At 56.5% G+C, this 14,577-nt stretch carries 15 protein-coding genes; 9 read left to right on the forward strand and 6 right to left on the reverse strand.

Annotated elements, in window-relative coordinates:
* Window positions 1–202: 202 nt before the first annotated feature.
* On the forward strand, window positions 203–1,786 hold the full coding sequence (locus AC3WOK_RS10370; RefSeq protein WP_492354475.1) for an MFS transporter: 1,584 nt from the start codon (window positions 203–205) through the stop codon (window positions 1,784–1,786).
* 4 nt (window positions 1,787–1,790) lie between these two features.
* Complete coding sequence (bglB, locus tag AC3WOK_RS10375) at window positions 1,791–2,930, forward strand: beta-galactosidase BglB (protein ID WP_492354476.1); 1,140 nt, start codon at window positions 1,791–1,793, stop codon at window positions 2,928–2,930.
* 35 nt (window positions 2,931–2,965) lie between these two features.
* On the opposite strand, the gene argS is transcribed toward bglB, so the two are convergent.
* Window positions 2,966–4,699: an arginine--tRNA ligase gene (gene argS / locus AC3WOK_RS10380; protein ID WP_047345943.1), complete on the reverse strand. Its 1,734-nt coding sequence runs from the start codon at window positions 4,697–4,699 to the stop codon at window positions 2,966–2,968.
* Between the two features lie 239 nt (window positions 4,700–4,938).
* Here argS and AC3WOK_RS10385 point away from each other — a divergent pair, with 239 nt between their 5' ends.
* The gene (locus AC3WOK_RS10385) at window positions 4,939–5,499 is read left to right on the forward strand and encodes a VOC family protein (RefSeq protein ID WP_063957572.1); all 561 of its coding nucleotides are present in this window, start codon (window positions 4,939–4,941) and stop codon (window positions 5,497–5,499) included.
* Between the two features lie 78 nt (window positions 5,500–5,577).
* A complete protein-coding gene (gene cutC, locus AC3WOK_RS10390) occupies window positions 5,578–6,321 on the forward strand; it encodes a copper homeostasis protein CutC (RefSeq protein ID WP_059312736.1) in 744 nt (247 codons plus the stop codon).
* 174 nt (window positions 6,322–6,495) lie between these two features.
* Here cutC and cmoB read toward each other — a convergent pair whose 3' ends face one another.
* The 5 genes from cmoB to AC3WOK_RS10415 are packed head-to-tail and all read right to left on the reverse strand — an operon-like array spanning window position 6,496 to window position 10,076.
* Window positions 6,496–7,467 carry a tRNA 5-methoxyuridine(34)/uridine 5-oxyacetic acid(34) synthase CmoB gene (cmoB, locus tag AC3WOK_RS10395; RefSeq protein WP_492354477.1) on the reverse strand — a complete coding sequence of 324 codons (972 nt, stop codon included), beginning with the start codon at window positions 7,465–7,467 and terminating at the stop codon, window positions 6,496–6,498.
* Complete coding sequence (gene cmoA / locus AC3WOK_RS10400) at window positions 7,464–8,207, reverse strand: carboxy-S-adenosyl-L-methionine synthase CmoA (RefSeq protein ID WP_492354478.1); 744 nt, start codon at window positions 8,205–8,207, stop codon at window positions 7,464–7,466. Before cmoA ends, cmoB begins: the two co-directional genes overlap by 4 nt.
* A gap of 40 nt (window positions 8,208–8,247) precedes the next feature.
* The gene (locus AC3WOK_RS10405; RefSeq protein WP_059312739.1) at window positions 8,248–8,643 is read right to left on the reverse strand and encodes an MAPEG family protein; all 396 of its coding nucleotides are present in this window, start codon (window positions 8,641–8,643) and stop codon (window positions 8,248–8,250) included.
* Window positions 8,644–8,694: 51 nt separating this feature from the next.
* On the reverse strand, window positions 8,695–9,513 hold the full coding sequence (locus tag AC3WOK_RS10410; RefSeq protein ID WP_492354479.1) for a DUF72 domain-containing protein: 819 nt from the start codon (window positions 9,511–9,513) through the stop codon (window positions 8,695–8,697).
* A complete protein-coding gene (locus tag AC3WOK_RS10415) occupies window positions 9,510–10,076 on the reverse strand; it encodes a hydrolase (RefSeq protein ID WP_047345936.1) in 567 nt (188 codons plus the stop codon). The genes AC3WOK_RS10410 and AC3WOK_RS10415 overlap by 4 nt, the downstream gene beginning before the upstream one ends.
* 263 nt (window positions 10,077–10,339) lie before the next feature.
* Here AC3WOK_RS10415 and aspS point away from each other — a divergent pair, with 263 nt between their 5' ends.
* The 5 genes from aspS (at window position 10,340) to ruvA (ending at window position 14,577) form a co-directional block, all read left to right on the forward strand.
* The gene (gene aspS, locus AC3WOK_RS10420) at window positions 10,340–12,112 is read left to right on the forward strand and encodes an aspartate--tRNA ligase (protein ID WP_059312741.1); all 1,773 of its coding nucleotides are present in this window, start codon (window positions 10,340–10,342) and stop codon (window positions 12,110–12,112) included.
* 1 nt (window position 12,113) lies between these two features.
* Window positions 12,114–12,557 carry a dihydroneopterin triphosphate diphosphatase gene (gene nudB, locus AC3WOK_RS10425; protein ID WP_047345934.1) on the forward strand — a complete coding sequence of 148 codons (444 nt, stop codon included), beginning with the start codon at window positions 12,114–12,116 and terminating at the stop codon, window positions 12,555–12,557.
* A 27-nt stretch (window positions 12,558–12,584) separates the two neighbouring features.
* On the forward strand, window positions 12,585–13,325 hold the full coding sequence (locus tag AC3WOK_RS10430) for a YebC/PmpR family DNA-binding transcriptional regulator (protein ID WP_047345933.1): 741 nt from the start codon (window positions 12,585–12,587) through the stop codon (window positions 13,323–13,325).
* A 34-nt stretch (window positions 13,326–13,359) separates the two neighbouring features.
* Complete coding sequence (ruvC, locus tag AC3WOK_RS10435) at window positions 13,360–13,881, forward strand: crossover junction endodeoxyribonuclease RuvC (protein ID WP_003859749.1); 522 nt, start codon at window positions 13,360–13,362, stop codon at window positions 13,879–13,881.
* 81 nt (window positions 13,882–13,962) lie between these two features.
* Window positions 13,963–14,577, forward strand: coding sequence for a Holliday junction branch migration protein RuvA (ruvA, locus tag AC3WOK_RS10440; protein ID WP_023312236.1), 615 nt, complete (start codon window positions 13,963–13,965; stop codon window positions 14,575–14,577).

Below are 14,577 nucleotides of genomic sequence, written 5' to 3' on the forward strand. Positions count from 1 at the left end.
CTCATTTTGAACTAAAAGAAACGCTGTTTTATAAAACGGTGACACGCGTAATGATACTCTTTGCATTTTTGCCAGCCAGACCTTATTGGTGGCAGAAATAGAAAGGTATCACCAGGACGATACTTCTACTGTAGCCGTGTAAAAACTCCCGGAACAGGTTTGCTGACAGGGAGTCTCCCAAACGTGACCAGGGGTGACGGCAATGAAAACACGCAAAATTGGATTGGCAAACTACCTTGCTTATGGGGCAGGCGATTTTCTTGGGGCGGGAACCACCGCCCTGACGGCGGCCTGGCTTTTATATTTTTATACGACGTTCTGCGGGCTCACGCCGATAGAAGCAACGTTCATCTTCGCCGCCGCCAGGGTGCTGGATGCCGTTGTCAGCCCGCTGATGGGCTTTCTGACGGATAACTTCGGTACGACGTGGCTCGGTAAGCGCTTTGGCCGCCGTAAGTTTTTCATTCTGCTCGGCATTCCCTGCGTATTCAGCTATTCCCTGATGTGGGTCGGGGACATGAGTTTTTGGTATTACCTGCTTACGTATCTGATATTCGATATCGTCTATACCATGATCCTGGTTCCCTATGAAACGCTGGTTCCGGAGATGACGGACGACTTCAAACAGAAAACCAAATTTTCGGGCGCGCGTATCTCAATGGCGCAGATGTCCGCCATTCTGGCCTCATTCCTGCCGGGGATCCTCCTCACGCAGTTCGGTAAAGACAACGCGATTTCCTTCTTTTATGCAAGTCTGGTCTTTTCCGTCCTGTGCGCGCTGATGCTCACTTTTGTCTGGTTCTTCACCTGGGAGCGGCCGCGCGAAGAGTGGTCCGAAGCGGCCCTGCGCGCGGAAGAAGAGAAGAAAACACTCACGCTCGGGCAGAGCCTGAACCGTCTGTTCGTGGAGCTAAGCTCGACGCTGCGAGTAAGGATTTTCCGTCAGCATCTGGGCATGTACCTGGGCGGCTATATCGCCCAGGACGTCTTTAATGCCGTGTTTACCTACTACGTGGTCTTTGTACTGATGCAGGAAGCGTCAATGGCTTCAAACCTGCTGGGCACAATGGCCATCTTCCAGTTCCTCGCCGTGATCGGCATGATCCCGCTGTGCATACGCTTTGGACCTGCGCCGTCTTACCGCATGGTGGTGGTGCTGTTCGGCCTGGCTTCTCTCTCTTACGCCATGCTCTATTACGCGGGACTGAGTGACGTCTACGCTCTGCTGCTGCTTGTCTCAGCGGTGGCCGGCCTTGGTCGGGGCGGTATCAACTATGTGCCCTGGAACACCTATACCTACATTGCTGATGTGGACGAAGCGATCACCGGGCAGCGTCGCGAGGGCATCTTCGCCGGCATCATGACCCTCACCCGTAAAGCGTCTCAGGCCGGTGCGGTGATGCTGGTGGGCATCGTGATGCAGATGTCCGGCTTTGTCAGCGGTCAGAAAGTGCAGCCTGCTGAAGTGAGCCACACCATTCTGATGATCCTGAGCATCGGGACCCTTCTGGTGCTGTTCTGCGGCTTCCTTGTCTCCCTGCGCTTCAGGCTCAATCTGCAAACCCACAGCACGCTGCGCGAAGAGACCGCGAAAATGCGCGAGTCCGGCTATGCGATGCCTGAAGCGGCAACCCCGCAAGCCCGTGCCACCGTGGAAATGCTGGCCGGTATGCCGTTCGAATCCCTTTGGGGCAACAACAACATCGGTTACCTGAACCGCAATAAGCCAGCGGCCCTTTCGCTGAAGGATCGCGCAGTACTGAATTCGTCATATCACGGAGGTTAAGATCATGAAAGTTTGGCCTGTCAAACACAGCCCGCTACTGCGCCAGCCCGAGCGCTTTATTGCCAGGGATGAGCTGAAATCGCTGATTCAAAAAGTGATGCACAGTCTGGTCAATATCCACGACAAAACGGGGGAGTTTTTGCTGCGGCTGGACGACGGACGCGCGATCGATACCAAAGGCTGGGCCGGGTGGGAATGGACGCACGGCGTCGGTTTGTACGGTATTTTGCAGTATTACAGCCAGACCGGCGACGAGGGGATGCGCGATATTATCGACCGCTGGTTTGCTGACCGTTTTGCGGAAGGGGCAACCACCAAAAACGTGAATACCATGTCACCGTTCCTGACCCTCGCGTATCGTTACGAAGAAACCCGAAACCCGGCCTGGCTCCCTTGGCTGGAAAGCTGGGCGGAGTGGGCGATGAACGACATGCCGCGCACTGAACACGGCGGCATGCAGCATATCACACTGGCGGAAGAGAACCATCAGCAGATGTGGGATGACACGCTGATGATGACGGTGCTGCCGCTGGCGAAAATCGGCAAGCTGCTCAACAAACCTGACTACGTAGAAGAAGCCGTTTATCAGTTCCTGCTGCATGTGCAAAACCTGATGGATCGAGAAACCGGCTTGTGGTTCCACGGCTGGAATTATGAAGGCAACCATAATTTTGCTCGTGCCCGCTGGGCCCGCGGCAACAGCTGGCTCACCATCGTGATCCCGGACTTCCTCGAACTGGTGGATCTGCCGGAAAACAATGCCGTACGTCGCTATCTGGTGCAGGTGCTAAATGCCCAGATTGCCGCGCTGGCGAAATGTCAGGACGACAGCGGCCTGTGGCATACGCTGCTCGACGATCCTCACTCCTATCTGGAGGCCTCAGCCACGGCAGGTTTTGCCTACGGGATCCTGAAAGCGGTGCGTAAGCGTTACGTTGGTGCAGAATATGCTGACGTTGCAGATAAAGCGATTCGCGGTATCGTGAAAAATATCTCACCGGATGGAGAGCTGCTGCAAACGTCGTTCGGTACGGGGATGGGAAGCAATCTTGAGTTTTATCGCCAGATCCCGCTGACGTCGATGCCGTATGGACAGGCAATGGCGATTCTGTGCCTAACGGAATATTTACGGAAATATTTTTGATGATAAAAAACCCGGCGAGTGCCGGGTTTCTTTTTTTACATACGCTCTACGGTTTCGATACCCAGGGTATCCAGACCCAGCTTCAGGGTCTTCGCCGTGAGCTGCGCCAGCTTCAGGCGGCTGTTGCGGACCGATTCATTTTCCGCAGACAGAATAGGGCAGTGCTCGTAGAAGCCGGAGAACAGACCCGCCAGATCGTACAGATAAGCACACATCACGTGCGGAGTGCCGTCACGGGCGACAACCGTCAGCGTCTCTTCGAACTGCAGCAGGCGCGCCGCCAGCTGCGCTTCACGATCTTCCGTGATGGTCACGGCAGCATTCGCCAGCGCGCTTTCGTCGATATTGGCTTTACGGAATACCGAGAGCACGCGGGTATAGGCGTACTGCATATACGGCGCGGTGTTGCCTTCGAACGCCAGCATGTTATCCCAGTCGAAGATATAGTCGGTGGTTCGGTTCTTGGAGAGATCCGCGTATTTCACCGCACCGATACCCACGGCGTTGGCCAGTTTTTCCAGCTCATCGGCAGGCATATCCGGGTTCTTCTCTGCCACCAGGCGACGGGCGCGTTCCAGCGCTTCGTCCAGCAGGTCGGAAAGCTTCACGGTACCGCCCGCGCGGGTTTTGAACGGCTTGCCGTCTTTACCCAGCATCATGCCGAACATGTGGTGCTCCAGCGGAACGCAGTCTGGCACGTAGCCGGCTTTACGCACGATCGTCCACGCCTGCATCAGGTGCTGGTGCTGACGGGAGTCGATGTAGTACAGCACGCGGTCGGCGTGCAGCGTTTCGTAACGGTATTTCGCGCAGGCGATATCGGTGGTGGTGTAGAGGTAGCCGCCATCCTTTTTCTGGATGATTACGCCCATCGGTTCGCCTTCCTTGTTTTTGTACTCATCAAGGAACACTACCGTTGCGCCTTCGCTCTCAACCGCCAGGTTTTTCGCTTTCAGGTCGGCCACAATGCCCGGCAGCATTGGGTTGTACAGGCTTTCACCCATCACGTCGTCACGCGTCAGGGTGACGTTCAGACGGTTATAGGTGAGCTGGTTCTGAGACATGGTGATGTCGACCAGCTTGCGCCACATCTCGAGGAAGTATTGATCGCCGCCCTGCAGTTTTACCACGTAGCTGCGCGCGCGCTCGGCAAAGGCTTCGTCTTCATCGTAGTGTTTTTTTGCTTCGCGGTAGAACCCTTCCAGGTCCGCCAGCGCCATTTCACCCGCGTTTTCCTGCTGCTGTTTTTCCAGGTAGGCAATCAGCATGCCGAACTGCGTACCCCAGTCGCCCACGTGGTTCGCGCGGATCACCTTGTGACCGAGGAACTCAAGCGTGCGCACTGCGGCATCACCGATGATGGTGGAGCGCAGGTGACCAACGTGCATCTCTTTCGCCACGTTCGGGGCAGAGTAGTCGATCACGACGGTCTGCGCCTCCGGCCGGGAAACGCCCAGACGGTCAGATTTCAGCGCCGCGTCAACGTGGCTGGCCAGGAACGCCGGTTCCAGGAAGATATTGATAAAGCCCGGACCGGCAATTTCGGTTTTGCTGGCAATGCCGGTGAGGTCCAGATGCGTCAGTACCTGCTCAGCGAGCTGTCGCGGCGGCATGCCCAGTTTTTTAGCCACTGCCATCACGCCATTAGCCTGATAGTCGCCAAACTGTACTTTTGCTGACTGACGAACCTGCGGTTCGCAATCCGCAGGTGCGCCTGCGGCAATCAGTGCCTGACTGACTTTTTCGGAGAGAAGAGCCTGAATATTCACCTGGATACCTTACGTTTTTGATGCGAGCCTACAACCGCCCGCGCCAGTTAAAGAATTTAGGGCGGGAGTATACTGCAAATGCCTTCTGACGTCAGCATCGCGGGGGCCGAAGAGTGTTCAGAATCCAGGCTAAGAAGGCGTGCATAATCATGCAGTCATAAAAAGCCGTATTCTGCGGTTGGTCAAAACAGGGCAACAGAGTAAATTAGCGCCTTTGCGACACGAAAAGAGACTGATTTATGGCGAACTGGCAATCCATTGACGAACTGCATGATATTTCCGCAGATTTACCGCGCTTCACCCAGGCGTTCACAGAACTTGCCACCTGCCTCGGTCTGGATATCGCGCCGCTTGAGGCCGATCACATCTCTTTGCGCTGTCATCAGAACGCGACCGCCGAGCGCTGGCGCCGCGGGTTTGAACAGTGTGGCGAGCTGCTCTCCGAGAACATCATTAACGGTCGCCCCATTTGCCTGTTCAAACTTCACCAGCCGGTCTGCGTAGCGCACTGGCAATTCACCGTGGTTGAGCTGCCGTGGCCGGGCGAAAAACGCTATCCGCACGAAGGCTGGGAACATATCGAAATTGTCCTGCCGGGTGAGCCGGAAACGCTGAGCGCCCGCGCGCTGGCCCTGTTATCTGACGAAGGCTTAAGCAAGCCGGGGATCTTTGTGAAGACAAGCTCACCCAAAGGCGAGCGCGAGCGTTTACCTAACCCGACGCTGGCCGTCACGGACGGACAGGTCACGGTGAAGTTTCATCCGTGGACCATTGAGCAGATCGTTGCCAGCGAAGCCTGAGAGTTGTGATTCCACGCTGAGACCGAAAGCGAGCAGCGTGTCATGATGGTGTGTTACGTGGATTTTAAGGAGGATTGGATGGCGCTGCTGGAGATTTGCTGTTACAGCGTGGAGTGTGCCGTGACTGCACAACGGCAGGGTGCTGACCGCATTGAACTGTGCGCGGCCCCGAAAGAAGGCGGGTTAACGCCCTCGTACGGCGTGTTGAAGTCTGCCCGCGAGGCTGTCACCGTTCCGGTACACCCGATTATTCGTCCTCGCGGCGGTGATTTTTGTTACACGCCGGGCGAGTTCGGTGCCATGCTTGAAGATATCGCCCTCGTGCGCGATCTGGGATTCCCCGGGCTGGTGATCGGTCTTCTTGATGAAGACGGTCAGGTCTGCCTGCCGCGTATGCGTCAGGTTATGGACGCCGCAAAAGGGATGGCCGTCACTTTTCATCGCGCGTTTGATATGTGCAAAGATCCCCTGCAAGCGTTTGATACGCTTGCCGAACTGGGTGTGGCGCGCATCCTGACATCCGGGCAGCAGGCCTCTGCTGAAAAAGGACTGCAATTAATTACGGAACTAAAAGCACATTCCGGTGTTCCAATAATAATGGCGGGTGCGGGAGTCCGTGCCAGCAATCTGGAACTGTTTTTAAACGCCGGGGTAGAAGAGCTTCACAGCTCGGCAGGCAAATGGATGCCGTCGCCCATGCGTTATCGCAATACAGGGTTGTCAATGTCGACGGATGCTGAAGCGGATGAGTATTCACGCTACGGTGTAGATGGAGAGTCGGTTGCGGAAATGAAGTCGCTGATTGAGCGCCATCACGTGTAGCAACGTACCGATTTTTACCGCGCATCATGTCGCCCAATATGATGCTTGCTTGTACCAGGCCCCTGCAATTTCAACAGGGGCCTTTTTTTCTCCTGTGCCCGGTGGCGCTGCGCTTACCGGGCCTACGAAAGCGAGGTAGGCCGGGTAAGGCGTAGCCGCCACCCGGCTAAAGGGCTACGGCTTCGTCGCAATCAACACCGCACGCATCGGGGCAGGATAGCCTTCAATGGTTTTGCTGCGGTCGGCCGGGTCGAGGAACTGCTCCAGCGATTCGGTGATCATCCAGTCGGTGCGGCGCTGTTCTTCGATAGACGTCACGCTGACGTCGGCAATCCGGACATCCACAAACCCGCACTTCTCCAGCCAGTTTTTCAGCGCCAGCGCGGAAGGGATGAAGTAAACGTTACGCATCTGCGCGTAGCGATCGCCCGGCACCAGAACGGCGTGTTCGTCACCTTCAATCACCAGCGTTTCCAGCACCAGCTCGCCGCCGCTGACCAACTGGTCTTTCAGTTGCCACAGGTGCTCAAGCGGAGAACGGCGGTGATACAGCACGCCCATGGAGAAGACGGTATCAAACGCCTTCAGGGCGGGGAGCTGCTCAATACCCAGCGGCAGCAGGTGCGCGCGCTGGTCGTTACCCAGCAGCTTACGCACCGCTTCAAACTGGCACAGGAAGAGCTGCATCGGGTCAATACCGACAGCCAGATGCGCCCCCGCGCCAATCATGCGCCACATGTGGTAACCGCTGCCGCAGCCGACGTCCAGAATGGTGCGCCCGGTCAGGTCGGAAAGATGCGGCAGAACGCGATCCCATTTCCAGTCAGAGCGCCACTCGGTATTGATGTTCACGCCGTAAAGGGAAAACGGCCCTTTGCGCCACGGCATCAGGTTACGCATCAGCGTTTCGATGCGGTTGACCTGACCTGCCGGAAGCGGCTCTTCACTCTCAGCGGTCACGCTGTGCAAGAGATCCAGACGATGCGGGGTCAGCTCGGGCAGAAACTCCACCGCGTTTGACCACTGCTTTAGCAGGCCGTGCTGCTGATCCCGCTGCCAGGCGGCAATCTGCGCAGGCAGCGTCTCCAGCCAGTGGGAGAGCTGGTTTTTGGCAATCAGCTGATAGAAGTTGCTGAACTCGATCATGCGGGTTCCCCCGCTTTCAGCGCCACCAGAGAGCCAAAGTTAAAGCACTGGAACCACAGTTCGCTATGCTCAAATCCGGCCTGACGCAGGCGCGCCTTGTGGGTTTCCACGGAGTCCGTCAGCATCACGTTTTCGAGCATGCTGCGCTTCTGGCTGATCTCCAGCTCGCTGTAGCCGTTCGCACGCTTGAAATCGTGGTGCATATTGAACAGCAGCTCGCCAACCTCGGCATCTTCAAAGCTGAATTTCTCTGAGAGCACCAGCGCGCCGCCAGGGTTCAGCCCTTTATAAATTTTGTTCAGCAGCAGCTGGCGGTCTTCAGGCACCAGGAACTGAAGGGTGAAATTCAGCACCACCATCGACGCGTTTTCGATCTCGATCTCGCGGATATCGCCTTCCACCACGTCCACCGGGGTAGGGGCTTTATAAGCATTAATATGGCGACGGCAGCGTTCAACCATGGCCGGGGAGTTATCGACGGCAATGATCCGGCAGCCTTCGTGGTGAACATTACGACGAACCGACAGCGTTGCCGCGCCGAGCGAGCAGCCCAGGTCATAGACATGCGTGCCGGGTTGAACGAAGCGCTCAGCCAGCATGCCGATCATAGAGATAATATTGGAATAACCGGGAACAGAGCGCTGGATCATATCCGGGAAGACTTCGGCTACCCGTTCATCGAAGGTCCAGTCGCCCAGGCTGGCGATAGGCGCGGAAAAAAGCGTGTCGCGATCTGACATAACGTAAAAATCCGGGAAAAATAAAGTGGCGTATTGTGCGCTAATGGAGGGAGAAAACCAACTCCCACGGCATATACCACAGGTTTGCCAGCACCATCAGCACAAGTGAACACCAGGTTGCACTCATGCCGGAACGACGCCAGCGGAATAAGCGGTGGTGAAAGCCGTAATAATGCATCAGCCGGCCAGCAATCAGAAGCAGGCCGCAGATGTGCACCATCCAGGTTTCTGCGCCATTCATCTCCATAAAAAGCAGCAGGATTAATCCCGCGGGGATGTATTCGACCGCATTGCCGTGAATGCGAATAGCGCTCTGTAGCTCGGAAAACCCGCCGTCACCGTAAGAGACGCGGTACTGCATTCTGAGGCGCACAACATCAAATGAAAACTTAATCAGCAGTAATGCACCTAACACCGCATACAGCGCGCTGACCATACAAACTCCCTGTTTTTGGCAGATGGCACATCACTATGATAGGGGGTGATATCAGAAAAGAGAAGATTGTTGTGGGATGGAAGGGGCGCTGCCCACGGACGGCAACGCAGCCTGCAAGGCCTGCCAAAGAGCATCGACCAGTTCGGGCGCCTGGGCGATATCCGGCGTGTGCAAAAAGAGATACGGCGTGGTGGTATGTTCCCACTTCGCTAACGTTTGCAGCCAGACGGCGAACATCGCCTGGTTTTGCTGCATGTTATCGCTGCCGATAAACCGGACCATGGGGTGATGAGCGGTTACCAGGGCATGGACAGGCACTTTGGGCTTTTTGCGCTGCGCATCGATGATCGCCTCGCTGTGCGGTATTGCGCTGTGCACCGGACGGCTGTCGAGGATCACCCGGTTAACGGAACGCTCAAGCAGGCCGCGATTAAGCGCCTTTTCGGCTTCACCTTTTGCAAAAAACTCAGGATGCCTGACTTCCACGCCGTAGGTAAACGTCCGGGGCAGCGCATCAAGAAACTGCCAGAGTGCGGGCAGATCGCGCGGGCCAAAGACGGCCGGAAGCTGTAGCCAGTACTGACCGATGCGGTTCGCCAGCGGCGACATGCGCGTAAAAAATTCTTCAGTCAAATCCCCGCAGTTGCGCAGCGCGGCCTGGTGCGAAATGGTGGCCGGGAACTTGAAGCAGAAGCGGAAGTCGTCGGTGGTTTGTTCCCGCCAGCGCGCCACAATCTCTGCTTTGGGAAGCGCATACAGGGTGGTGTTACCCTCGACGCAGTTGAAGTGTCGGGCATATTCCTCAAGGCTGGTGATGCCAAGGCGCACCCATTTCGGGTGCGACCACTGGGGCAAACCGACATACATCATAGCGCGCTGATAATCTCATCCGTGCTGCGTACTCGGCCGATGCGCGGGAAGATATGGGTCATACTGCCCTGATGCTGTTCCGCGGAGGCCGCGCTGCAGGCATCTTCCGCAATCACAAGATTAAAGCCCAGCTCCCAGGCGTTACGGGCGGTAGACTCCACGCCGATATTGGTGGAAATACCGCACAGAATGATGGTGTCGATGCCGCGACGGCGCAGCTGCAGCTCGAGATCGGTACCGTAGAATGCGCCCCACTGGCGTTTAGTCACTTCGATATCGCTGTCGCGTTTGCCGAGTGAGACCGGGTACGTCCACCAGTTTTCCGGCAGGGCATGTGCCGCAGCCTGCGCGTCGACGGGCTGTTTTAAGGCTTCGGCAAAATCAGCGGACCAGCCGACTCGCACCATGACAACAGGGGCACCGCTGGCGCGGCATTTTTCCGCCAGGCGGGCGGCGCGGCTGACGACATCGTCCGCAGCGTGCGGGCCGCCGGCAAAGGGCAGAATGCCTTCCTGTAAATCAATCACAACAAGCGCGGTTTTGCTGGCATCAAATGTTAACATCGTTACTCCCGTTAAATTAATCGCTTCCTGACACCATACGACGTGATGGCCTGTTATCGGTCGGATAATTTTGTTAATTTTTGTGAGAATAGGCAATAAGAGTGCAGCAAACGAGCGTCTGGCCGTGGTTCGCTCTTATCGTCCGGCGGAATTTCCAGTATAATAGCCGCCTTTTTTCATCCAGTTGTGACATACAGAAAGCTGCGACATAGTAGCCTGCATACCAGGCGACATTTAGCCTGCGGCTAATTAAGGGATATCTCATGCGTACAGAATATTGCGGGCAGCTGCGTCAGTCCCACGTCGGACAGCAGGTCACCCTGTGTGGTTGGGTCAATCGTCGTCGTGATCTTGGTAGCCTTATCTTCATCGATATGCGCGACCGCGAAGGTATCGTTCAGGTGTTCTTCGATCCCGATCGCGCAGATGCGTTGAAGCTGGCTTCTGAGCTGCGTAATGAGTTCTGCATTCAGGTCACCGGTACCGTGCGTGCGCGTGACGAGAAAAACGTTAACGCGGACATGGCGACAGGCGCCATTGAAGTGCTGGCGTCCGATCTGACCATCATCAACCGTGCTGAAGCGCTGCCGCTGGACTCTAACCACGTCAACACTGAAGAAGCGCGTCTGAAATACCGCTACCTGGATCTGCGTCGCCCGGAAATGGCTCAGCGCCTGAAGACCCGTGCGAAAATCACCAGCCTGGTGCGTCGCTTTATGGATGACCACGGTTTCCTCGATATTGAAACCCCGATGCTGACCAAAGCCACGCCGGAAGGCGCGCGCGATTACCTGGTCCCATCCCGCGTTCATAAAGGCAAATTCTACGCGCTGCCGCAGTCTCCGCAGCTGTTCAAACAGCTGCTGATGATGTCCGGCTTCGATCGCTACTATCAAATTGTAAAATGCTTCCGCGACGAAGACCTGCGCGCTGACCGCCAGCCAGAATTTACCCAGATCGATGTGGAAACCTCCTTCATGACCGCCGAGCAGGTGCGTGAAGTAATGGAAGCCCTGGTGCGTAGCCTGTGGAATGACGTGAAGGGCGTAGAGCTGGGCGATTTCCCAATCATGACCTTCGCCGAAGCCGAGCGTCGCTACGGTTCTGATAAGCCAGACCTGCGTAACCCGATGGAGCTGGTGGACGTGGCTGACCTGGTGAAATCCGTTGAATTCGCCGTGTTTGCGGGCCCGGCTAACGACGCCAAAGGCCGCGTAGCAGCGCTGCGTGTACCTGGCGGTGCGGCTCTGAGCCGTAAGCAGATCGACGACTACGGCAACTTCATCAAGATCTACGGCGCGAAAGGTCTGGCCTATATTAAAGTGGCCGAGCGTGCGAAAGGCCTGGAAGGTATCACCAGCCCGGTCGCGAAATTCCTGAACGCGGAAATCGTAGAAGCAATCCTTGAGCGCACCGGCGCGCAGGACGGCGATATGATCTTCTTCGGTGCAGACAACAAGAAAGTTGTTGCTGATGCGATGGGCGCGCTGCGTCTGAAGCTCGGCAAAGACCTGAACCTGACCGACGAGAACAAATGGGCGCCGCTGTGGGTTATCGACTTCCCGATGTTTGAAGACGACGGTGAAGGCGGCCTGACCGCAATGCACCACCCGTTCACGTCGCCAAAAGACATGACGGCAGCAGAGCTGAAAGCGGCGCCGGAAGACGCGGTCGCTAACGCTTATGACATGGTTATCAACGGCTACGAAGTGGGCGGCGGTTCCGTGCGTATTCACAGCGGTGAAATGCAGCAGACCGTGTTCGGCATCCTGGGCATCAACGAGCAGGAACAGCGCGAGAAATTCGGTTTCCTGCTGGACGCGCTGAAATACGGTACGCCTCCGCACGCGGGTCTGGCCTTCGGTCTTGACCGTCTGACCATGCTGTTGACCGGCACCGACAACATCCGTGATGTTATCGCCTTCCCGAAAACCACCGCAGCGGCGTGTCTGATGACCGAAGCGCCAAGCTTTGCTAACCCGGCCTCTCTGGCCGAGCTGGGCATTGAAGTGGTGAAGAAGGAAGAGAAAAACTGATATGGCATATAAGCTTCCCGTTTCGGTCCTGGTGGTCATCTATGCAGAAGACACGAAGCGGGTGCTGATGTTGCAGCGGCGCGATGATCCTGATTTCTGGCAGTCGGTTACCGGCAGTCTGGAAGAGGGGGAAACCGCGTCGCAGGCCGCCGCGCGCGAAGTAAAGGAAGAGGTCGCCATTGATGTTGCCCGCGAGCAACTGACCCTGAAGGACTGTCAGCGCACGGTGGAGTTTGAAATTTTTAGCCATTTACGTCATCGCTACGCGCCGGGTACCGAGCGCAATACGGAATCGTGGTTCTGTCTCGCACTCCCCCACGAACGGGAGATCGTGTTTACCGAACACCTGACCTACCGCTGGGTGAATGCGGCGGATGCCGCCGCGCTGACCAAGTCGTGGAGCAACCGGCAGGCGATTGAAGAATTTGTAATTAACGCAGCCTGAAAAGGCGCGATTTTTGGAGAACTTTTTATGGCAGGTCATAGTAAGTGGGCCAACACCAAACACCGCAAAGCGGCACAGGATGCCAAGCGCGGTAAGATCTTTACCAAAATCATTCGCGAGCTGGTAACCGCAGCGCGTCTGGGCGGCGGCGACCCGGCTTCTAACCCGCGTCTGCGCGCGGCGGTAGATAAAGCGCTGTCTAACAACATGACGCGTGACACCCTGAACCGTGCTATCGCACGCGGCGTGGGCGGCGATGAAGACGCGAACATGGAAACCATCATTTATGAAGGTTACGGTCCTGGCGGTACGGCGGTAATGGTTGAGTGTCTGTCAGACAACCGTAACCGTACCGTAGCGGAAGTGCGCCATGCGTTCACCAAAACCGGCGGCAACCTGGGCACTGACGGTTCCGTTGCGTACCTGTTCAGCAAAAAAGGCGTTATCTCCTTCGAGAAAGGCGACGAAGATGTCATCATGGAAGCGGCGCTGGAAGCCGGTGCGGAAGACGTCGTGACTTTCGACGACGGTGCTATTGACGTTTACACCGCGTGGGAAGAGATGGGCGCCGTGCGCGATGCGCTGGAAGCGGCTGGCCTGAAAGCGGACAACGCTGAAGTCTCCATGATCCCGTCTACCAAAGCGGACATGGATGCGGAAACGGCACCAAAACTGCTGCGTCTGATCGACATGCTCGAAGACTGCGACGACGTGCAGGAAGTGTATCACAACGGTGAAATCTCTGATGAGGTTGCAGCGACTCTCTAATGAGAGCGTGTAAATCCGTTACAGGAGACGCGTGATGTCGATTATTCTTGGGATTGACCCCGGCTCGCGCGTCACCGGTTATGGCGTTATCCGTCAGGTGGGACGCCAGCTAACCTACCTCGGCAGCGGGTGTATTCGCACCAAAGTGGACGACCTTCCTTCGCGCCTCAAGCTCATTTATGCGGGCGTGTCGGAGATCATCACCCAGTTTCAGCCTGACTATTTCGCCATCGAGCAGGTCTTTATGGCGAAAAACGCCGATTCGGCGCTAAAGTTGGGTCAGGCGCGCGGTGTTGCCATCGTTGCTGCCGTGAACCAGGATTTGCCGGTGTTCGAATACGCGGCAAGGCAGGTTAAGCAGACGGTGGTGGGCATCGGTAGCGCGGAGAAAAGCCAGGTGCAGCACATGGTGCGAACCTTGCTCAAGCTCCCGGCGAACCCGCAGGCGGACGCCGCGGATGCGCTGGCAATCGCGATCACCCACTGTCACGTCAGCCAGAACGCGATGCAAATGAGCGAGTCGCGGCTCAATCTGGCGCGAGGCAGGTTACGATAATCAGAAATCAGGCTGGATGTTTATCCAGCCTTTTTTTATTATATCGCCAGTCCAACATTTTCCAGAACGCAGGAGCGTCACGTGATAGGCAGACTCAGAGGCATCATCATTGAAAAACAACCCCCGTTAGTGCTGCTGGAAGTGGGTGGCGTGGGCTATGAAGTCCATATGCCGATGACCTGCTTCTATGAGCTGCCGGACGCGGGCAAAGAGGCGATTGTCTTTACTCAGTTTGTGGTGCGTGAAGATGCTCAGCTGCTGTACGGCTTCAATAACAAACAGGAACGTACCCTGTTCCGCGAGCTGATTAAAACCAACGGAGTGGGGCCGAAGCTGGCGCTGGCGATTTTATCCGGCATGTCAGCCCCGCAGTTTGTGAATGCCGTTGAGCGCGAAGATCCTGCGGCGCTGATTAAGCTTCCTGGCATCGGCAAAAAAACCGCCGAGCGCCTGATTGTCGAAATGAAAGACCGCTTCAAAGGGCTGCATGGCGATCTCTTCACCCCGGCGGCCGATCTGGTGCTCACGTCACCTGGCGGCCCTGCGACGGATGACGATGCCGAGCAGGAAGCGGTTGCTGCGCTGGTGGCGCTGGGCTATAAACCTCAGGAGGCCAGCCGTATGGTGAGCAAAATTGCCAAACCGGATGCCAGCAGTGAAACCCTGATTCGTGAAGCGCTGCGCGCTGCATTGTGA

It is taken from the genome of Enterobacter sp. FW301-JW81, from assembly GCF_058788735.1.